Source organism: Rhodococcus sp. IEGM 1354 (genome assembly GCF_030056855.1).
Taxonomy (GTDB): Bacteria; Actinomycetota; Actinomycetes; order Mycobacteriales; family Mycobacteriaceae; genus Rhodococcoides.
Genome location: NZ_JASHKT010000001.1, coordinates 797093 through 815150 on the forward strand (window position 1 = coordinate 797093; position 18058 = coordinate 815150).

Sequence of the window (18058 nt, forward strand, 5' to 3'; positions counted from 1 at the left end):
TGTTGTGCTGGAATGGAATTGGCGATCAGGACAAGGTGAATGCCGGGTTCGGCTGCACCGACAGGCTGTTCACCGTGCAGTTGCCCGACATCGGCTGGTTGCTCGACGTCAGAGTGTTGGTCATGTTGTCGAACGAACCTGCGAGCGTCGCGGGCCCGCAGTTGTAGCCCAGAAGCGAGAAGCCGACATTCGAGACCTCACCGGTGGTGGAGCTGGTGGGAGTGAGGGTCCAGGGCAGGTTCTTCAGCTGCGGCAGGCCGCAGAGGCGGTTCGATCCGCTGATCTTCGCGTCGGTGATCGACGCCGACGAGCCGTCTGCGCTGGTGGATCCGGACAGGGTGATCGAGCAGCTGACGGGTACGCCGAACGAGGCCGGTGTGGTGACGACGATCGTGCCGGGCGCGGTGAAAGCGGTATTCGCCGGTGAGATGGTGGCGGCAGCGGCACTCCCGGCGCCGAGGGTAGCTCCCGCAATCGCAACTGCAGCAGCAACTGTGGTGAACGTTCGGGTACGGGACGGCAGGTTGAGCGTCATCGATCCTCCAAGTCCGAGCATCATCCGGCTCCCGGGCGGGCATCCGGTGGCACCGGTGCTCCGGCAGCCGAGACGAACATTAGGACGACGAAATGGATGTCGGATATGTTCTTTTACAAGACAGTGACAAGTCACAATCCGGTCGGTATGTTTGTTGTAAGTCTTGGTATTGATTTCGGTCGGCACCTCGGAAGGTATGCGCTTCATGGGTTTTCGGCCCGTTTTCTCTGGGGGAGTCGGCATGGTGGGGGCGTCGAATACCCGTCTGTGGCGTTATCGATCCGTTATGTTTCGTTACCGAAACGAGATGCGTCGTGTTGCCTCGGCGACATCTGAGTCGTCGAAACTGGCGGGAGCGATAAAAGTCGATCCGAACAGGTTTGAAACAGACAGCAACCCCTGCGTGACGGGGGTGGCTTTTTCATGTCAAACTGTGGTGTGACGTTCGCGCTGGCCGAAGCAGGTTCAACAGTCGACACGGACACGGGAGAGTTGACGGTGCAGCCGTATTTCGCCCCGGTCTGTCGACTGGACAACGGCGCGCTCGCAGCAATCGAAGTTCAGCTTCGGGGCCCGGAAGACGGGCCACTGGCTTCCGCCGATGCACTCAAGCGCGCCGCTCGCGCCATGGACGCCAAGCGAGAACTCGATGTTCTCGCGTGGGGAGTGGCCCGGCTCGAAAGCGCCGTTCGACTGCCGATGCTGGTCTCGATGGACGTCGACTCGCTCGCGGCCATCGATGACGCCACCGAAGAGCAGTTGCGTCGCGACATCGTCGTCGTCACCGAGGCGGCTTTGGTGGACAGCCCGGCGCGCACCCTGGCCGCGATAGACAAAGCACGTCGTGACGGAAAGGTGGTGGCCGTCGACGACGTCGGCCGCCGACCGCAGTCCATGACGTTGCTGCCGCTCATCGAACCCGACGTCATCATCCTGTCTCCTTCCATGGTCTCCACCAGGCCGGATCTGACCACTGCCCGTACTGCGCACGCGGTGTCGGCGCAGGTGGAACGAACCGGCGCTGTGGTCGTGGCCAGTGGAATCGATACCGCTGTGCACCGCAGCCGGGCCTTGGGTCTCGGTGCCACCTACGGAGTGGGCGAGCTGTATCCGGCTGCGCAGTCGACCGAAGAATTGCCGGCCGACGCCGCGGAGATCATGCCGCCGTTCCCCACCTGGAGCACCCCCGCCACCGCGCTCGAGTCGCCGTACGCGATTGCCGCCGCAGGCAAGATCGCGACGCGGAGCACCAAGCGTCTGTTGGTGGCCATGAGCACGTCCCTGGAGATGCAGGCATCGGCATCGGGCCCGGAAACATTGGTGCTCGGCACCTTTCAGAGGGCCGAGCATTTCACATCGACCACCCGCGCGCGGTGGGTGTCGATGGCGGAGCAGATCTCGTACGCCGGCGTCTACGGGGTGGGGATGGGTTACGTGCAAGAGGGCGGCATCGTGCACGCCCCGCTCGACCCGACGGACACTCTCGTCGAGGAGTGGAACGTGGTGGTTCTCGGCCCGCACTTCTGCGGAGTGCTCGCCGCCATCGACCTACACCGGGGCGAAACCGATGCGGATCGTGAATTCGATTACGTGATGTCGTACGACCGCGCCACCGTAGTGCGTTGTGCCCGTGCAATTCTCGCGCGATTCTGAACCGTCGAGCCAGTTGTGTGCCGTAGAAGATGTTTCGCACAGCTACAGCAGGGCATACGGCACAACAGGTGATGAAGTAGTCCGGACTGCCACATTGCTCAGACCCCGTACGTTGAAAACACAGCGTGCGGGGTCGACTTGTCAGGGTAGGTGGGACATCTCGTCCACGAACTCCCGAGCGATGTCGTGCACTTTGCGATTGGCACTTTGCGACCTGTCGAGCAGCAAAGCGAACGCCTCGTCGGCGCTGATGTGGTGAACCGCCATCAGGATTCCTTTGGCCTGTTCGATCGGCGCGCGACGCGCCAACGCGTCCTGTAGATCGAGTGGGCCCTCGATCCTCGTCACGTGCGCTGTGCTCATTCATTTATTGTCGCGCACATTGCGTCGACGCAGGTCAGAGACGGAACGACACGCGTAATTTGTAGCAGACCGTGCTGCAGCCGTTACCGGCGGCGTAGCGTTCCGTTACCGCCGCGTTATCAGGCCGCAGGGTTGGCCAGAGGTCGACCGATCAGAAGTTCGAGCGTCCGGTAGGCATCGGTGCGTCGACCGTTGCTGGCGTTGTCGTGATACGCCGCCCCCGCGACGACCACGCCGACCGGAATTCGACCCGACTCGATATCGCGAGCCGTCTGCTCGGCGCAGTTCCGCAGCACCGGGCAGTCGGCGCACAGCCGCCATGCCTTCTCTGCGCGTTTGCGTCCGTGCCGAGGAAGTTGTTGCGAGTCGTATGCATCCATGTCTTCGATGCATGCACCCTTGAGGCGCCAGACCTGGTCATCCGTCATCGTCGTGATCCGTTTCGCGTCGTGCCGATCGTTCCACAACGCTTATTCCCCATCCCTGGAGACTCGAAACAACCAAATGCGTTGCGCCGTCACAGGCCCGCAGTTCAGCCCCGCAGTTCTGGCCCACCGCTCAAGCAGGACGACGAGCAGCAGACCGAGATACGACGGCTGCCGCCGCGATGGTCACCAGTGCGCCGAGCACGATGGCGGGGCCTTCACCGGGAGCCAGAACGCCGGTCTGCTCCCCGAGAGTCACGGCCGAAACCGGCACGCCGAGTTGGGCTGCCGCGAGTATCCCGAGCCCTATGGGCTGGCCTGTCGCGCGCATCGCATCGTGTACCGCGATTGCACCCAGACCCAACACGAGGCCCAGCACGATCATGCGCGGGTGGCTGCCCAGGGCACGCAGGTCGAGTGACGCGCCGAGCCAGACGAAGTACAGCGGGCCCAGGAAACCTTCGGTGATGGCGAACAACTGTTTCGCCAGACGTCGTGGTTCTCCGATTGCAGCGATGGCCAGTCCTAAGCCGAAGCCGGCCAGCATCACCGACGCGTGAGTGTGGACCGCAAGCGCCGCAAGCCCGAACAGCAGTACCAGGTTGAGTCGCAATTCGAGCGCGAACTTGCGCTGGGCAGACACGTGGTGGATTCGGCGGCGCAGTCCGGTGAGGTCGAAGTGTCGCAGTGCGAAAAAGATCGCGGCGGCGGCAGCGATGACCGTGATGGATCCGAGCGCGGCCGGAACAGCGCGCGGTGGATCGATCACCAGGGGCAGAGCGACGATACAAACTGCGTCGGCGATCGCGATCTGTGGCAGGAAGGACATCAGCCCGGATGTGGCCGTCTTGCTGGATTCGACTATCGGCATGATGACCGCGGCCGAGGACGATGCCATCAACACCGCGTAGAGACCGGGGTGCGGTGGATCGAACGCAGTGGAGACGGCCCAGCCGAGCGCGGTTGCCAGCAGCCCGACGGCCACAGCTCGCGCAGCGCCCACCCGGAGGCCGACCCGCAGTCGTGGATCTCGAATCGGTACCTGGCTGCCCGCCACGAACATCACGAGCGCGAACCCCACCTGCGCCAGGAAGCTCAGTGTCTGCTCGCTCGGATCGAGGACGCCGAAGCCTGTGTGGCCGATGACAATTCCAGCGACGAGTTCTCCGATGACGACCGGTATCCGAAGCCCACGCGGAAGCGCCAGAAGTGGGCCGAACAAACCTACTGCGGCACACAGGGCGAGCGTCTCGAAGGTCATGTGACCCCGCCGACGTCAGGCAGAGTTCAGCGTCGGGTGCCTGTTGGGCGGCAGCGCCGACGCAACGAGATCGCGAGGGTGCAGCACGCCTTGCTCGGCCATCATCAGTCTCATCAGCTGCTCGACGACACGCAGCTGCGCCGCCAGAGGGCTGCGCATGAGTTTGCGCTCGTAGTCGATGCGGGCGGACCGATATTCGGTGTCGAGATCGCTCATGTCATCGTCTCCTCGAACGGGGCTGCTTCGTGTCGACGATTGCCGGGACGACAGTCCTGAGCGTACGACGACCAGCGGGCTGTGCCATCGGCCCAAGTGCCCTCCTTTCGAGGACACTCGGCCCTTTCTCAGGCCGTTCGACAGGTCCGCCGGACATCACTCGACGATGGCTCTACCGCGACGGGTGGTTTCGTGCCTGCAGAAAGTCCTTCCAATCACTGTCCCAGTGCCGCATCCGGACTCGGTCACCGGCGACGGTGGTGAGATAGATCGAGAATCCGACCAAGACCGCGCCGAGGACCCATACGAACATGGCCGTGGAGGCACCGTTGATGACGGCACCGACCGCACTGACGGGCGCATGCACAAGGGTTCCGTTCGCGTCGCACCAGATCGGAGTGGTCTCACCGATCTGCACGTCCGAAGGAACCTCGGTCGATTCCGAGCGAATCGACCCGTCCGGTGCATTCCATTGCACCGTTGCGATACCGGTGGCGAGAGTGGTGCTGTCGCTGCCGGTACCCGTGGACTGCACGGTGTCGATCACTCGGGCGTCGACCCGAACGTACTCTGCCCGTTGCTGTTGCGACCGCGACGACAAATCGCTGTAGGTCACCGAACCGATCGTCGCGGCGACAGGTATCAGTAACAGAAGGACAGCGACACCGACGACGAAGGCCGTCCGTTCGATCCTGTCGGGCAATCGCATCAGCGGATTCGAAAACCAAGGGCTTCGGCGCCACCACCGGTGCGCGAGTTCTGCGAGCATGCCGTCACCTACCCCTCACCGCCGTGTGTTCGGCGTCGATTACGAGTCTCCGACGTCGTGCACTGGTAAGTAAGGGCACAAGGTCCCGATACGGCGAGTGCGGTGGACGGTTGAATCACGAAGTGGAGAGAAGTCCTCGTGGTGGCGGACCTTGTGCCCTAGCTCCTGAATTGTTCGACAGCCACGCTGAACTCATGATGTCGACAACACGAGCACTCACCACGAAGGACCGACGATGGCCGTGGCTGGGTGCGGTGTGCGCCGGAATTTCCATCAACGCTTTCGGTGGCGCGATCGGTTTGGCCTCGGGTGCCATCGATCTGAGCACCGAGGCGCACGCACGCCTGCCGCTGTCGAACACGGCGCTCGCCGGTCTGGCGTTGGTTCTGGTCGTCGGAGTGCCCATGGGACTGGCGGCGGCGTCGGCTCTGGCGGGTGGCGGCAAGACCGGCCCCATCGCCCACATGGCGGGCGTACTGCTCGCTGCCTGGATAGTGGTCCAACCGCTTGTGATCGGCGAAACAAGTTGGCTGCAGGGCATGTTCGGCGTACTGGGAGTTCTCGTCGCCCTCCGAGGCTGGCGGATAACGGTGCACACGAATCGCCTCGTTGGTCACGTCGCATGAGGATCCTGGTCTCGACCGCCGGGCGGCACGGAGCGACGAACTCGCTCGGGCAGGAGATGGCCCGCGTGTTCCGGCACGCGGGAGCCGAGGTCGACATCTGCGCTCCGGATTCCGTCGTCGACATCAGTGACTACGACGCCCTGGTCATCGGAAGTGCCGTCTATTCCGATCGGTGGGTCCCCACCGCCAAGAGCCTCGTCGAGCGGGTCTCCAGGTCTGCGCACCCACCCGTGTGGCTGTTCTCTTGCGGGCCATTGCATTCGAGCGACCGCCCGGTCAACGACACCGCCGACGCCGCACGCGCAGTGTCGATGTTGGATGCATCCTCGCATCGAACATTTCCCGGTCGGCTCGACGCGGAACGGCTCTCGGTGGGCGAACGTCAGATCTTCGACAACTCCGGCGCGGTTGCCGGAGACTTCCGAGACTGGGTTCGTGTGTGCAACTGGGCCCGAGAGATCCTTGCCTGTCTCACGGCTGGGACACCGGGCTCATGACCTTCGTGTACGTGCCTGCACCGACACGCTGAGCGGACGGGCAGACGTGCTCGTGAATCTCTGCCGCCAACTGTGCCACCGATTCGGTCAAGACGGTATTCGCTTCGATCATGTCCTGCAGCAGTGCGGTATTCGAAAGTGTATGTACGGCAACCTCACTGCTCACCGAGTCCGCGCGCTTGGCCGAGATCAGCAGAATGGCGCCCTGCAGTCCTGCGATCATCGACAGGAACAGGTTGAGCAGGATGAAAGGGTACGGATCGAATCCGTCGTTCTGGTTGTACGCGGCCCACAGCGCCATCACGCCCAGGAACAGGAAGACGAACGGCCAAGAGCCCATTCCGTTTCGGACGTAATCCGCCGCACGCTCACCGGTGGTCAGTGCATCACCGGTTCGGACGCCCGGGTGTCTTCTCCACAGGTTCATCGCTCGCAGGTCTTCGAATCGGAGGGTGCAGAAGTGTCCATGGTGCCGAGTGTGGCCCCTGATCTCCGGAGCCACCAGGGACGAAAGACCATGACTGCAGTGCCTATCGACTCCCACCCGGAATCTCGGGAGACGTCCCGACCGGACGATGACTTCCGGCCCTACGTGCCGGCTGCCGCAGCGCCGATCATCGACGGTGTGCATTGCTCGACGGTCGAGAACGGCACCGGTTTCTGATGTTTGGAGGAAGTTCACGATGAAAGCAGCTGTTGTCACCGAGTTCGGCGGGCCCCTGGTCGTCAAGGACATCCGGATACCGCTGCCCGCGCCCGAGCAGGTGCTGGTGAAGATGGAGACCTGCGGTGTGTGCCATACCGATATCCATGCTGCGCAGGGGGATTGGCCGGCCAAGCCGACCTTGCCCTTCGTCCCCGGTCACGAGGGAATTGGAGTGATCGAGGCAGTCGGCTCGCAGGTGTCGAAGGACCGGATCGGTGAACGGGTGGCCATCGCGTGGCTCGGTTCGGCGTGCGGCGAATGCGATCACTGTGTCTCGGGTTGGGAGACGCTGTGCGAGACGCAACAGAACAGCGGCTACTCGATCGACGGTGCGTACGCCGAATACGCTGTCGCCCATGCGAAGTATGTCGTCCGTGTTCCCGACGGAATCTCCTCGTTCGACGCTGCCCCGCTGACCTGTGCCGGCGTGACCACGTACAAGGCGGTCAAGGTCGGTGGCGTCACCCCGGCGCAGCGCGTGGCCATCTTCGGTGTCGGCGGGCTCGGTCATATGGCGGTGCAGTACGCCAAGATCGCCGGTGGCTTCGTCACCGCTGTCGACATCGAGGACGAGAAACTCGACCTCGCAAAAGAACTCGGTGCAGACCACACCGTCAACTCGGCGACGACCGATCCGGTGGAGGCCATCCAGTCGCTCGGTGGAGCCGACGTCGCCATCGTCCTGGCTGTCATCCCCAGCGTGTTCGATCAGGCCTTCCGGTCGCTACGCCGCGGAGGACGTCTGGTGTGCGTGTCGATGCCGGCGCACGGCGTGTTCCCGATCCCGATCTTCGAGACGGTGGTCGGCGGAATCTCGGTACTCGGGTCGATCGTCGGCACCAGGACAGATCTGCGTGAGGTGTTCGCACTGCACGAGGCCGGACGAACGACGGTATCGGCGGTGTCGCGCAAACTCGACGAGGTCAACGACTGCTTCGACGACCTGATGGCCGGACGCGTCACCGCTCGTCAGGTTTTCGAGTTCTGAGGGGCTCTCCGATCGTGAGGGCTGTTCCCCTTCGACCCGATTGGCCGTAGGGTTCCTTGTGGGCAGACACGCGCTGGACCAGCGCGTGCGCTCACAAGGAATCGAGCAGTGATGAATGCAGCGATTCAGGTGCAAAATGCGCGCGCGCTGGACAGCGCCGTACTGCTGACCGAGCAGCTCGAGAAGGCGTTGGGTCAACGCGCTGTGATCGATCAGGCCATCGGCATACTGATCAGTAGAACCGGGTGCAGCGACGCGGAAGGGTACGACACACTGCGGTCCATCGGTCGGACCGAGCACAAGAAGACCGCTCTGGTCGCTCGAGCGATGGTGGCCGAGTCGCGCAATACTGCACGCTCGCGTCACCGGCACACCTGGATCGGGTGAGCACAAGCGCGTAGCATCGAGGTTGCGGGTGAATCCGAGGCTGGGAGTCCGACTCGGGCCTCACACTCGAACCGGACGGTGGATGGCCACCGTGGCAGGACTTGAAAGAATCGAACAGGCGGTCGGGCCGCCCAGGGATCCTCGATGACACTGCAGACTTGTCTGCTCGCCGATCTGGCGCGCTTGACCACAGCACTCGACAGCTCCACGGTCGATCTCGCACAACTGGTCGACCGGTTGTTGTCCGACATCGATGCGGCCGTAGCGGCCGTGGTCTCGATAACCCTCACCGTGATCGTCGACGGAGAGTACTTCGAGGTGTCGGCGTCGACGGGTGGCAGCGCCGACCGCATGCCCGCGTCGTCGCTCGGAGTCACCCTCGCTGACCCACACCGCACCGGTACTCAGAAGCACCTGCTCATTCTTTCCGGCACCGCGGGCGCTCTCACGGACTTCGCCGCCGACGTGAGCCGGTCGCTCGGGCTCGGTGTCGACTCGGCTGTTCTGGACAGACACCTGCGCGGTGCCGGTGAGTCGGGATCGACCGAGTGCGGGTCCCATGCACTCGCTTCGGTGAGCGAGGTGAATCAGGCTATCGGAGTGCTCATCGCGGGCGGGCGTAGCGCAGTGGAAGGGCGGGCCGAACTCCATCGGTTGGCCGCGCAATCGGGAACGCCGACAGCGGAAGTGGCGCGGCGGACCCTGCGTGATGCCCGCGGTTGGTTTCCTCCGCAGGCACCCTGACCGGCGTTGGTGCCGTCATAGTGGGCTCGAGGTCTGGGCGATCATGGCGGCGCAGATTGTGCCCGCCCAGTCGTCGATCTCGCTGCGGGATCTGTCGTCTCCGTCGCCTGCCTTGATCAGCCGCACCACTGTTCGCTCGAACCATGACAGCGTCGACCGATCGAGCTTCCCGCCGAACACCTTGTGCTCGATCGCCCAGGACGCCTCGTTCCATTTCGACCTCGTCGCTGCCGGTGAATCAGTCCCGATCGGCCCGCTGGAGAACAACCACACCGGCCTTGTCTCGAGCTCGGACTGCTCGCGGGCGACCAGTGATCGGGCATCGCCCAGCCATCGGCCCATGTAGACGCCGCTTCCGATGACGACGGCGTCGTACTCGGCGATGCTGTCCACCTCGGCAGCGTCACGGATGTCGACGGTTGCCGATACCGCGTTCTCTTCCAGTTTCTCGGTAAGCGACGAGCCGAGCCATTGGCCAAGCTCCCGGGTGGAACCATGACGGCTTGCCGTCGCAATCAGGATGCGCATGATGCCTTCTTCTTTCTCGAGATCGGAGTAGTGGCAGCAATGCAGTTGCGTCGACAGAAGCTTCAAAGAATCTCGATACTGAGCGAAGTCGATCTCGCCACGTGCGTACCGAGCGGCAAACAGTTCCTCCAACGTGTCGGGGGCGGCGATGTCGTGTGCCGTAGCGCAGATGCGGGTCCGGACACCGCCCCGCAGTACTGCGAAACACAGTGCGGATACAGCGATGGCGAGCGCGAGGGGGAGCGTCATGCCGGTCGGTCCTGTCGGTGGTTGACGTGAACATCACTGACGATGATGTTGCCGGGTGAGAGAGTCGGGAGACAGGGTCTAAGTACCCACACCGATCGCCGAAGGTGTTCGGCCGAGCGAGCATTTCTCGCCCGACGCACGGTCGGCTGCCCCGACGGTTCCCACCGAGAAGGGCCCGTCATGACACGTGCAACACCGCTCGGCACAGAGCAGGGGGATTGCGGGTCGTCTCCTACTCACGGCAGGGAGCCTGGACACGATGTTGCCACGAGGCTAGATCTGTTGCGCCGCAGCCGCATTTGCCGCGATGGTCCGCAACATCTTTCTGCTCATGACAAACCCGATGGGTTCGATGAAGTAGCGACCGAAGATGACGCGGCTCTTCAGTGACGTCGAATGCGAGTACCTTCCGCGTTCGATCAGTCGCGCCCTTCCCCCTGGCAGGGCGCGCAGATGAAACGACCACAGTGCCCGGTCGGCCGAGTCGGGGTCTGCGCCCAACAACACGAACGCCCTCCCGTCGTCGACCATGGTCACCGTCAGCGGTGGTGACTGCGGATGCAGGAGCACGGAGTCGCCGACCGCGAGGGTCTGGAACCCAGGGTCGATTCCCGTCGCCGACGTGATGTTGCAGCCGACCATGTTCTCCAAGCCTCGATAGCTGTAGAAGCCCGCCCGCTGCTGACCGAGCTGAATCAGCCATGGCCACACATGATCCGGTGTCGTGTCGATGTCGATCGCATGGGTGTATCCCCAGGCCGGGTGCGGCACGCTCTCGTCACCGGGCAGTGTTTCGTCGACCTCGGCCGGCGTCGCGCCCCACGTCGTGCGCCACTTGCGCAGGGGCACCGAGGCCAGGACATGAAACGCGATCAGGATTGCGCCACCGGCAGACTCGGCGATCGCCGCCCCGGACTCACGCATCGCGTCGGCGCAGGAGGTAGGCCGCAAGGGCGAGTAGCAACACGGTCCACAATGCTGCGACTCCGAATCCCTGCCAAGGAGTGAGCAAGTCGCTGGGGGCTTGCCGAGGTGAGGCGATCAGGCTGCCGGCCTGCGAGGGTAGGTACGCCTGAATGTGTCGGCCGACAGTACCGGGGATCAGCTGCGTCAGCGGGGCCAGTACGAGGACGAATCCGATGACGCCGGTGATAGCTCCCGCGGTATGTCGAACAATGGCACCGATGGCCACCGCCATGGCACCGAGCAACGCCAGGTACAGGCCGGCACCGATCACCGCTCGCAGCACACCCGGATCGGTCAGCGACACCGAAGCACGTGAGTCCATGATGGCCGAACCGAGGAAGAACGTCGGAAAGGCCGTGATCTCACCGACCGCCAACACGACGGCCATGAACACGCCGGTTTTGGCGGCCAACATCGGAATCCGTGCGGGAACCGCCAGCAGGCTGGCTCTTATCGTTCCGCTTGCGTATTCGCTGGTGACCACCAGAACGCCGAGAACGCACACCGCCAGCTGCCCGAGCTGAAACCCCGCGCCGAGAATCTGACGCGCAGGGTCGGCAACGATCTGCGACTGCGAGACGGGATCGACCCTGTCCCAGTACGCAACTGTGAACCAGGTGAACAGTCCGGTGAAGCCGAGGGTCACGACCACGAGCGCCACGAGAGACCAGACCGTCGATCTGAGTGATCTGAGCTTTGTCCACTCCGACGCCAGCAGTCCGAGAACATCCATGCGCAGACGCTCGCGCTCGAGGGGAGCCGGTGCGGTGATGCTCATGGTGTCGCCTGTCCGCGTGAGTGAGTGACGAGATGTCGGTCGTGCTCGATGTCGTCGAGGTGGGTGAGGGTCATGAACGCTTCCTCCAGCGATGCCTGTTGCGGGGTCAGCTGATAGATCGCAATGTTCTGCTGCTGGGCGAGTTCCCCCACTCGATGCGCCGAGAGATCACTGACGGTGAGTCGATCGTCGTCGAGGGCAACGGCGGTACCCCCGGTTGCCTCGATGGCTGTTGCCAGCCGCGCAGAATCGGACGACGACACCAGCACCGAGGCCCGACTGCTGCGGGCAATCAGCTCGGCGGGAGTGCATTCGGCAATGAGCTTGCCGTGATCGATGACGACGAGATGGTCTGCGGTCTGGGCCATCTCACCCATCAGATGGCTGGAGACGAAGACCGTTCGCCCTTCTCCCGCCAGGTTCTTCATGAGGTTGCGCATCCAGTAGATGCCGTCCGGATCCAACCCGTTGATCGGCTCGTCCAAGATCAGTACAGCGGGGTCGCCGAGCAGGGCCGCGGCGATTCCGAGTCGTTTTCTCATGCCGAGCGAGAACGACCCGGTACGTTCGCCACTGACGTCGAGCAGTCCGACCAGTTCCATCACCTCGGTGATGAATGTGACCGGGATACGTTGAGTCTGAGCCAGATACAACAAGTGGTCGTATGCGGTCCGGCCCGGGTGGACGGCCTCGGAATCCAGCAAGGTGCCGACCGTGAGTAGTGGGCGGTGCAGCTGCGCGTACTCGACGCCCCCGATCAGTGCGGTGCCCGCGCTGGGGCGATCCAATCCGACGATCAACCGCATCGTGGTGGATTTACCCGATCCATTCGGCCCGAGAAAGCCTGTGACAGTGCCGGGTTCGACGATGAACGACAGGTTGTCGATGACGAGTTTGTCGCCGTAACTCTTGCTCAGTGCGCGTACTTCGATGGCGTAGGCGGCGGTGTCCGGTCGGGTCATGGACACAGCGTGCTCGGCTCGGCGCGGCCGTCGTAGGGCACTAGGACCCTCGTGGGTCGACGAACGGCATTGCCCGGTCGGGCCTGTCACGTCTTGACCCGGTTGGTGCCGGCGGCGATTCGACCGGGTGACGGCACGACGGTGACCGGGCAATGCGCGCGGGTCAGCACCGACCGGCTGGTCGAGCCGAGCATCATCTCCGCGTAACCGCCGCGTCCGTGACTACCGATCACGACCAGTTGAGCACCTTGAGCGTGATCGAGGAGTGCCTGCACCGGTTTGTCCTTGACCACCACGGACCGCACCGACACCATCGGATGGCGTCGAGTGTGCGGCTCGAGCAGCCGCGCCAAGTGATCTGCAGCGGCGCATCGATTGTCCGGCCACTCCAGTCCTCGAATCGGGAAGCCGATCGACAGGTCATCGTCCGACCAGGAGTGCACCGCAGTCAGTGGTGCCGATCGAACATCCGCTTCCTCGAACGCCAACGTCATTGCCGCAGCGCTCGCCTTGGTGCCGTCCACGCCCACGACCACCGGTTGGATCGCGTGGTCGAGACCGTCGTCTGTCCAGCCACGGACCACCGTGACGGGGCATCGAGCATGAGTGGTGACGGCGAACCCGATCGAGCCGAGCGACCGCTGCTCGGTGCCACCGAGCCCACTCGTGGCAATGACCACCATGCGGGCCGTCTCCGACAGTTCGAGCAATGTGGACACCGCGGATGCTTCGGACGAGACGGTATCGACGGCGACCGTCGTGGTCCCGCGAGTCGCAGTCGCCCGGGCCTCGTTCAGAATTCTGTCGGTTTCCGATCTGGCCTGGTGCACCACGGTATCGGGAAGGACGCCCAACCCGGTCAAGACCTTGGGCAGCGACATCGCCGAGACGACAAGGAGATCGGACCGGTGCAATCGTGCGTCGAGAACGGCCCAACGCACCGCGTCCAGAGCCGCCGCCGAACCGTCGACCCCGACGATGGTCGGAAGTGGACCCATCGTTTGCCTCCTCGCTCGTGGTGTCGAATCATCCATCAGACGCCGCGCACCGCCTCGGGCGCGGCGGGACAACAACACCTGGACCGAGGACTTTGGTCCTCTCTTTCGGTGACGAAAGGTCGGACCACCGCCGCCCGTCCCCCGTAGGCTCACAAGTCGAGGCGTTCGACATGGACGCAGGTAGAGGGGTGTCGGCGTGGTCACGGTGTTCTTGGTGGACGATCACGAAATCGTGCGGCGCGGTCTGATCGACCTCATCGACTCCGATCCCGATCTCGAGGTCATCGGTGAGGCGGGCAGCTGCGCGCAGGCGCTGGCCCGAATTCCGGCTCTGCAGCCCGACGTCGCGGTACTCGACGTGCGGCTACCCGACGGCAACGGCATCGAACTGTGCCGTGAACTTCTCGATCGCCTGCCGAATCTCAAGACCATGATGCTGACCTCCTTCACCGAGGACCAGGCCATGCTCGACGCGATACTCGCGGGCGCGAGCGGCTACGTCGTCAAGGACATCACCGGCATGGAACTGACCCGAGCGATCAAGGACGTGGGCTCCGGCCGGTCGCTGCTCGACAACCGTGCGGCCGCGGCGTTGATGGACAAACTGCGAGCCGGGACGGCGTCATCGGGCCCTATCGATCACCTCACGCCCCAGGAGCGCACACTGCTGGATCTGCTGGGAGAGGGCCTGACCAACAGGCAGATCGCGGCCAGGATGTACCTGGCGGAGAAGACGGTGAAGAATTACGTGTCCCGGCTGCTCGCCAAGCTCGGGATGGAACGCCGCACTCAAGCTGCGGTGTATGCGTCGAAACTCGCCGACGGCGAAGCGACTGCCGGGCGGAAACCGGGGTCTCGGGATGGATGACCGGCACGAGGAGACCCGGTCTTCGTTACCGCAACTACGGCTCGGGGAGCTGCTGGCCGAGGTACAGGACCGTATCGGTCGGATCGCCGATGCGAGGATTCAAGCCGACGGTCTACTCGACGCGATGCTCGTCATCACCTCGGGACTCGATCTGGAGGTGACGCTGCGCTCGATCGTGGAATCGGCCGTCAAGCTCGTCGACGCCCAGTACGGTGCGCTCGGCGTGCGCGGAGAAGGCCATGGCTTGAGTGCGTTCATCAACTACGGCATGGACGAGGACACCCGGATCGCAATCGGCCCACTTCCCACCGGCCGTGGGGTGCTGGGACTGCTGATCGACCAGCCGAAAGTGCTCCGTCTGGAAGATCTTTCGTCACACCCTGAATCAGTGGGGTTCCCGCCGAATCACCCTCCGATGAAAACCTTTCTGGGAGTACCGATTCGGGTACGTGACGAAATTTTCGGCAATCTCTATCTCACCGAAAAGAAGAACGGTAAGCAGTTCACCGAGGACGATGAAGTCGTCACGAAGGCGCTGGCATCCGCGGCAGGCATTGCCATCGACAACTCGAGACTGTACGAGGATTCGCGGGTGCGTCAGGCGTGGATGGAGGCAACGCGGGACATCGGCACCGAGCTCCTTTCCGGGACGGACATCGACGAAGTACTGCAGATGGTGGCGCGTAAGTCGTTGCACCTGACCGGGTCCGATGCGGCGTTCATCGCGGTTCCCGAGGACGCAGACCAAGCCTTCGGGGATGTCACGCAACTCGTCGTCACGGTCAGTGAGGGGCACGGGGCCGATCGAATGATCGGAGCAGTCGTTCCTATCGAGGGCTCGAGCTCGGGAATGGCCTTTCGGCGTCGAACAGCGTTGCGGAAGGAGCGGCTCGATTACGGGGTCAAGGAACTGGGCTCTGCTTTCGGACCCGCAATGATTTCACCTTTCCGCGTGGCGGAGGGCGTCAGTGGCGTCCTGGTGGTACTTCGCACAGAGGGGCGGGGACCGTTCGTGGAGACCCAACTCGAACTGGTCTCGAACTTCGCCAACCAGGCCGCGCTGGTGATGCAGATCGCGGACGCCAGCCGGCGAATGCATCAACTCGACGTGTTGTCGGACCGGGATCGCATTGCCCGTGACCTGCACGATCATGTGATTCAGAGGATCTTCGCTGCAGGATTGGCATTGCAGAGCACCTTGCAGCGCACCGAGTCCCCGGACCTACGGCAGCGCCTGTCCAGAACGATCGACGACCTGCAGGACACGGTGCAGGACATCAGGACGACGATTTTCGACTTGCAAAGCACATCCCACTCCGCAACGCGGTTGCGCCAACGTATCAACAGCGCGGTACTCGAACTCACCGAGAACGTCGATATCCGTGCCGTCGTGCGGATGTTCGGACCACTGTCGGTCATCGACACGAAACTCGCCGATCATGCCGTTGCCGTTGTCCGCGAGACGGTCAGCAACGTCGTTCATCACGCCCAGGGCGACACTGTGACCGTTACTCTCTCGGTCGGAGACGAGCTCGAAATCCTGGTGTCCGACAACGGAATCGGAATGCCCGACAACACCACCACCAGTGGACTGTCCAATCTGGGGGCCCGAGCGGCCGAGTGCAGCGGAACCATGACCGTCTGCCCCGGCTCCTCCGGTAGCGGCACCGATGTGACGTGGGCGGTACCGCTTCCCTGACGGGTCCCTTGGTCACCTCTTTCGATGACCTCCGGCCGTTACCGCGAGTGGCGATGGGCTCGTAGCGTTTTCGGTGACGGTGCCGATCCTGCGTCGCACCACCGAGAGGAACCCGATGAACATCTCACACACCACCGGACCCGTTCTGGTCGGAATCGACGGATCGACGGCCGCGCTCGATGCAGTGCGCTTCGCCGTCCGTGAGGCGCGAGGCCGCGGAACGTCACTGCGCCTGGTCCACGTGATCGAACCCCACCTGCAGCGCGAGACGGTATACGGGGCGCCCGACGTAGATGGTGATTATGCACGCACCGTCCTGGATCAGGCTGCGATCATAGCGAGGGCGATCGACCCGACCGTCATCGTGGAAGCTGTTGTTCTCCAGGGTGTCCCGGAAACAGTGATGCTGTCCGAAGCCGCATCCGCGTGCCTGATCGTACTGGGCACCACAACCGAGAATTCGCTCGCTGCATGGGTTCTCGGATCCATGGTGCGCACGGTGGTCGAATGCTCGCCGAACCCCGTCGCGATCGTGCACACCTTCGATTCCGAGCGCGATGGAGCAGTAGTCGCCGCTCTGGGCGACGCTCGGGTGTCGGGCTCGGATGTCGTGGTGGCACAGGCTTTTCAGGAAGCGGCGATGCGGGGTGTCAACGTGCTGGCCGTGCACACCCAGACGGTCTCGACCATTCTGGCCAGCGCCATCGGTGGTCCGGTCGATCACCTGCATCCGGAGTCGGCGATGGACGTCCGGTTGGAACCCTTCGGTGCGGACTACCCCTCGGTGCGAGTGGCGTCGGTCTACGCCGAGGCCGACTCGGGTTCGGAACTGATCGCGGTGTCCGATTCTGCACAGCTGCTCGTGCTCGGTCACGAACGTGATCGCGTGCCGGGAAGTACGTTGACGACCGTCATGCGGCACGCCGAATGCCCCGTTCTCGTCGTCCCGCACGCATGAGTACCGTCGGCGCGAAAGCGATCGTCGTCGGTGTCGACGGCTCCAATTCGTCACTCGACGCGGTCGGCTGGGCTGCACGTGCGGCAGAGCTGCGTTGCATACCGCTGAAGCTGGTGTCCGCATACCAAGTCAGAGCTCTGTACACCAGTTTCGTTGCGCTCCCGTCCCACATCGGCTCCGAGGAACATGCCGCCGCAGAGTCGATTCTGACGTCTGCGTCACTGGTGGCGAGGCGATCGGTCGAGAATCCGAACGCACTGACGATCACGACAGAATCGATTGTCGGACCGACCATTCAGGCCATGCTCGACGAGTCCTCGGACGCCTCGATGATGGTCGTCGGCTCGCGCGGCAACGGCGAATACTTCGCCGAGCTGCTCGGTTCGGTGAGCACGGCGGTCGCCGTGCAGGCGCAGTGCCCGGTGGTCATCGTGCCGGGAAGCGTCGAGTTGCATTCGGCACGAGGCTCGGTGGTCCTCGGAGTCGACGCGTCGGCGCACAACCAGGCGGCCGTCCGGTTGGCCTTCGAGGAAGCCTCGCTTCGGCGCACCGGACTGCTTGCTGTGCATGTATCGACCGATGAGCCGGTCTCGTCACCCGAGGCGTCCGCAGCGGACAGGTCCGACGCGATCGTGTTCAACGGCCGAACCGTGCTGGCCGAGAGCCTGGCAGGGTGGAGCGAGCAGTATCCCGACGTGGCGGTGGAACGCACAGTCCTGCGCGGCAACGTGGTCGAGAAGATCCTCGAGGTGTCGTTGCGCGCGCAGGCTGTCGTCGTCGGATCGAGTGGACGCAGTGGCTTCAGTGGTCTGCTGCTCGGGTCCACCGTCCGGTCACTGGCGCACCGCGTCGACTGTCCGTTGATCGTCGCTCGCGGATAGC

At 63.7% G+C, this 18058-nt stretch carries 23 protein-coding genes; 11 read left to right on the top strand and 12 right to left on the bottom strand.

Annotation, left to right across the window (positions count from 1 at the left end):
• Nucleotides 1–25: 25 nt before the first annotated feature.
• Entirely contained in the window at nucleotides 26–535 is a 510-nt protein-coding gene (gene praA / locus QM588_RS04005; RefSeq protein ID WP_032366927.1) for an alkane oxidation protein activator PraA, read from the bottom strand.
• Between the two features lie 423 nt (nucleotides 536–958).
• Here praA and QM588_RS04010 point away from each other — a divergent pair, with 423 nt between their 5' ends.
• On the top strand, nucleotides 959–2188 hold the full coding sequence (locus tag QM588_RS04010) for an EAL domain-containing protein (protein ID WP_283311623.1): 1230 nt from the start codon (nucleotides 959–961) through the stop codon (nucleotides 2186–2188).
• A gap of 141 nt (nucleotides 2189–2329) precedes the next feature.
• Here the strand turns inward: QM588_RS04010 and QM588_RS04015 are convergent, their stop codons facing one another.
• From QM588_RS04015 to QM588_RS04035, 5 genes are all read right to left on the bottom strand, one after another.
• Nucleotides 2330–2551: an ANTAR domain-containing protein gene (locus QM588_RS04015; protein ID WP_283311624.1), complete on the bottom strand. Its 222-nt coding sequence runs from the start codon at nucleotides 2549–2551 to the stop codon at nucleotides 2330–2332.
• A gap of 119 nt (nucleotides 2552–2670) precedes the next feature.
• On the bottom strand, nucleotides 2671–2979 hold the full coding sequence (locus QM588_RS04020) for a WhiB family transcriptional regulator (protein WP_135043299.1): 309 nt from the start codon (nucleotides 2977–2979) through the stop codon (nucleotides 2671–2673).
• 130 nt (nucleotides 2980–3109) lie between these two features.
• On the bottom strand, nucleotides 3110–4237 hold the full coding sequence (locus QM588_RS04025; RefSeq protein WP_283311628.1) for a cation:proton antiporter: 1128 nt from the start codon (nucleotides 4235–4237) through the stop codon (nucleotides 3110–3112).
• 15 nt (nucleotides 4238–4252) lie between these two features.
• A complete protein-coding gene (locus tag QM588_RS04030) occupies nucleotides 4253–4453 on the bottom strand; it encodes a hypothetical protein (RefSeq protein WP_222067619.1) in 201 nt (66 codons plus the stop codon).
• 172 nt (nucleotides 4454–4625) lie between these two features.
• Complete coding sequence (locus QM588_RS04035; RefSeq protein ID WP_442972857.1) at nucleotides 4626–5222, bottom strand: Rv1733c family protein; 597 nt, start codon at nucleotides 5220–5222, stop codon at nucleotides 4626–4628.
• Between the two features lie 194 nt (nucleotides 5223–5416).
• On the opposite strand from QM588_RS04035, the gene QM588_RS04040 reads away from it, so the two are divergent.
• Both QM588_RS04040 and QM588_RS04045 read left to right on the top strand, forming a co-directional pair.
• Nucleotides 5417–5848, top strand: a complete 432-nt coding sequence (locus QM588_RS04040) for a hypothetical protein (protein ID WP_283311632.1) — start codon at nucleotides 5417–5419, stop codon at nucleotides 5846–5848.
• Nucleotides 5845–6345 (top strand): flavodoxin domain-containing protein, encoded by a 501-nt coding sequence (locus QM588_RS04045; protein ID WP_283311634.1) that lies wholly within the window; start codon nucleotides 5845–5847, stop codon nucleotides 6343–6345. The genes QM588_RS04040 and QM588_RS04045 overlap by 4 nt, the downstream gene beginning before the upstream one ends.
• Here the strand turns inward: QM588_RS04045 and QM588_RS04050 are convergent.
• The gene (locus tag QM588_RS04050) at nucleotides 6320–6772 is read right to left on the bottom strand and encodes a DUF1003 domain-containing protein (protein ID WP_283311636.1); all 453 of its coding nucleotides are present in this window, start codon (nucleotides 6770–6772) and stop codon (nucleotides 6320–6322) included. The two genes, QM588_RS04045 and QM588_RS04050, sit on opposite strands and share 26 nt — an antisense overlap.
• A 90-nt stretch (nucleotides 6773–6862) precedes the next feature.
• Between QM588_RS04050 and QM588_RS04055 the strand changes: the two genes are divergently transcribed.
• From QM588_RS04055 to QM588_RS04070, 4 genes are all read left to right on the top strand, one after another.
• Complete coding sequence (locus tag QM588_RS04055) at nucleotides 6863–7009, top strand: hypothetical protein (RefSeq protein ID WP_283311638.1); 147 nt, start codon at nucleotides 6863–6865, stop codon at nucleotides 7007–7009.
• A gap of 19 nt (nucleotides 7010–7028) precedes the next feature.
• Entirely contained in the window at nucleotides 7029–8039 is a 1011-nt protein-coding gene (gene adhP, locus QM588_RS04060) for an alcohol dehydrogenase AdhP (RefSeq protein WP_283311640.1), read from the top strand.
• A gap of 111 nt (nucleotides 8040–8150) precedes the next feature.
• Entirely contained in the window at nucleotides 8151–8426 is a 276-nt protein-coding gene (locus QM588_RS04065) for an ANTAR domain-containing protein (RefSeq protein WP_283311641.1), read from the top strand.
• 144 nt (nucleotides 8427–8570) lie between these two features.
• Nucleotides 8571–9170 (top strand): hypothetical protein, encoded by a 600-nt coding sequence (locus QM588_RS04070; protein WP_283311642.1) that lies wholly within the window; start codon nucleotides 8571–8573, stop codon nucleotides 9168–9170.
• A 15-nt stretch (nucleotides 9171–9185) separates the two neighbouring features.
• Here QM588_RS04070 and QM588_RS04075 read toward each other — a convergent pair whose 3' ends face one another.
• The 5 genes from QM588_RS04075 to QM588_RS04095 all read right to left on the bottom strand — a co-directional run bounded on the left by QM588_RS04075 (nucleotide 9186) and on the right by QM588_RS04095 (nucleotide 13651).
• The gene (locus QM588_RS04075) at nucleotides 9186–9947 is read right to left on the bottom strand and encodes a flavodoxin domain-containing protein (RefSeq protein ID WP_283311644.1); all 762 of its coding nucleotides are present in this window, start codon (nucleotides 9945–9947) and stop codon (nucleotides 9186–9188) included.
• A 273-nt stretch (nucleotides 9948–10220) separates the two neighbouring features.
• Nucleotides 10221–10871 carry a hypothetical protein gene (locus tag QM588_RS04080; RefSeq protein ID WP_283311646.1) on the bottom strand — a complete coding sequence of 217 codons (651 nt, stop codon included), beginning with the start codon at nucleotides 10869–10871 and terminating at the stop codon, nucleotides 10221–10223.
• Nucleotides 10864–11691, bottom strand: a complete 828-nt coding sequence (locus QM588_RS04085) for an ABC transporter permease subunit (protein ID WP_283311648.1) — start codon at nucleotides 11689–11691, stop codon at nucleotides 10864–10866. The genes QM588_RS04080 and QM588_RS04085 overlap by 8 nt, the downstream gene beginning before the upstream one ends.
• A complete protein-coding gene (locus QM588_RS04090; protein ID WP_283311650.1) occupies nucleotides 11688–12653 on the bottom strand; it encodes an ABC transporter ATP-binding protein in 966 nt (321 codons plus the stop codon). Before QM588_RS04090 ends, QM588_RS04085 begins: the two co-directional genes overlap by 4 nt.
• Nucleotides 12654–12739: 86 nt before the next feature.
• Entirely contained in the window at nucleotides 12740–13651 is a 912-nt protein-coding gene (locus QM588_RS04095) for a universal stress protein (RefSeq protein ID WP_283311651.1), read from the bottom strand.
• Nucleotides 13652–13847: 196 nt separating this feature from the next.
• On the opposite strand from QM588_RS04095, the gene QM588_RS04100 reads away from it, so the two are divergent.
• The 4 genes from QM588_RS04100 (at nucleotide 13848) to QM588_RS04115 (ending at nucleotide 18057) form a co-directional block, all read left to right on the top strand.
• On the top strand, nucleotides 13848–14519 hold the full coding sequence (locus QM588_RS04100) for a response regulator (protein WP_135043265.1): 672 nt from the start codon (nucleotides 13848–13850) through the stop codon (nucleotides 14517–14519).
• Entirely contained in the window at nucleotides 14512–16218 is a 1707-nt protein-coding gene (locus QM588_RS04105) for a sensor histidine kinase (RefSeq protein WP_283311653.1), read from the top strand. The genes QM588_RS04100 and QM588_RS04105 overlap by 8 nt, the downstream gene beginning before the upstream one ends.
• Nucleotides 16219–16333: 115 nt before the next feature.
• Complete coding sequence (locus tag QM588_RS04110) at nucleotides 16334–17176, top strand: universal stress protein (protein ID WP_283311654.1); 843 nt, start codon at nucleotides 16334–16336, stop codon at nucleotides 17174–17176.
• Nucleotides 17173–18057, top strand: a complete 885-nt coding sequence (locus tag QM588_RS04115) for a universal stress protein (protein WP_283311656.1) — start codon at nucleotides 17173–17175, stop codon at nucleotides 18055–18057. The genes QM588_RS04110 and QM588_RS04115 overlap by 4 nt, the downstream gene beginning before the upstream one ends.
• Nucleotide 18058: the final 1 nt, after the last annotated feature.

What these genes read in the sequence shown, in the direction of transcription:
- QM588_RS04065 (WP_283311641.1), top strand. Translation starts at nt 8,151, where the DNA reads ATGAATGCAGCGATTCAGGTGCAAAATGCGCGCGCGCTGGACAGCGCC.
- QM588_RS04050 (WP_283311636.1), bottom strand. Translation starts at nt 6,772, where the DNA reads ATGAACCTGTGGAGAAGACACCCGGGCGTCCGAACCGGTGATGCACTG.
- QM588_RS04080 (WP_283311646.1), bottom strand. Translation starts at nt 10,871, where the DNA reads ATGCGTGAGTCCGGGGCGGCGATCGCCGAGTCTGCCGGTGGCGCAATC.
- QM588_RS04070 (WP_283311642.1), top strand. Translation starts at nt 8,571, where the DNA reads ATGACACTGCAGACTTGTCTGCTCGCCGATCTGGCGCGCTTGACCACA.
- QM588_RS04075 (WP_283311644.1), bottom strand. Translation starts at nt 9,947, where the DNA reads ATGACGCTCCCCCTCGCGCTCGCCATCGCTGTATCCGCACTGTGTTTC.
- QM588_RS04090 (WP_283311650.1), bottom strand. Translation starts at nt 12,653, where the DNA reads ATGACCCGACCGGACACCGCCGCCTACGCCATCGAAGTACGCGCACTG.
- QM588_RS04040 (WP_283311632.1), top strand. Translation starts at nt 5,417, where the DNA reads ATGATGTCGACAACACGAGCACTCACCACGAAGGACCGACGATGGCCG.
- QM588_RS04045 (WP_283311634.1), top strand. Translation starts at nt 5,845, where the DNA reads ATGAGGATCCTGGTCTCGACCGCCGGGCGGCACGGAGCGACGAACTCG.
- QM588_RS04055 (WP_283311638.1), top strand. Translation starts at nt 6,863, where the DNA reads ATGACTGCAGTGCCTATCGACTCCCACCCGGAATCTCGGGAGACGTCC.
- QM588_RS04035 (WP_442972857.1), bottom strand. Translation starts at nt 5,222, where the DNA reads ATGCTCGCAGAACTCGCGCACCGGTGGTGGCGCCGAAGCCCTTGGTTT.
- adhP (WP_283311640.1), top strand. Translation starts at nt 7,029, where the DNA reads ATGAAAGCAGCTGTTGTCACCGAGTTCGGCGGGCCCCTGGTCGTCAAG.
- QM588_RS04010 (WP_283311623.1), top strand. Translation starts at nt 959, where the DNA reads ATGTCAAACTGTGGTGTGACGTTCGCGCTGGCCGAAGCAGGTTCAACA.
- QM588_RS04020 (WP_135043299.1), bottom strand. Translation starts at nt 2,979, where the DNA reads ATGACGGATGACCAGGTCTGGCGCCTCAAGGGTGCATGCATCGAAGAC.
- QM588_RS04030 (WP_222067619.1), bottom strand. Translation starts at nt 4,453, where the DNA reads ATGAGCGATCTCGACACCGAATATCGGTCCGCCCGCATCGACTACGAG.
- QM588_RS04025 (WP_283311628.1), bottom strand. Translation starts at nt 4,237, where the DNA reads ATGACCTTCGAGACGCTCGCCCTGTGTGCCGCAGTAGGTTTGTTCGGC.
- QM588_RS04110 (WP_283311654.1), top strand. Translation starts at nt 16,334, where the DNA reads ATGAACATCTCACACACCACCGGACCCGTTCTGGTCGGAATCGACGGA.
- QM588_RS04015 (WP_283311624.1), bottom strand. Translation starts at nt 2,551, where the DNA reads ATGAGCACAGCGCACGTGACGAGGATCGAGGGCCCACTCGATCTACAG.
- praA (WP_032366927.1), bottom strand. Translation starts at nt 535, where the DNA reads ATGACGCTCAACCTGCCGTCCCGTACCCGAACGTTCACCACAGTTGCT.
- QM588_RS04095 (WP_283311651.1), bottom strand. Translation starts at nt 13,651, where the DNA reads ATGGGTCCACTTCCGACCATCGTCGGGGTCGACGGTTCGGCGGCGGCT.
- QM588_RS04115 (WP_283311656.1), top strand. Translation starts at nt 17,173, where the DNA reads ATGAGTACCGTCGGCGCGAAAGCGATCGTCGTCGGTGTCGACGGCTCC.
- QM588_RS04105 (WP_283311653.1), top strand. Translation starts at nt 14,512, where the DNA reads ATGGATGACCGGCACGAGGAGACCCGGTCTTCGTTACCGCAACTACGG.
- QM588_RS04085 (WP_283311648.1), bottom strand. Translation starts at nt 11,691, where the DNA reads ATGAGCATCACCGCACCGGCTCCCCTCGAGCGCGAGCGTCTGCGCATG.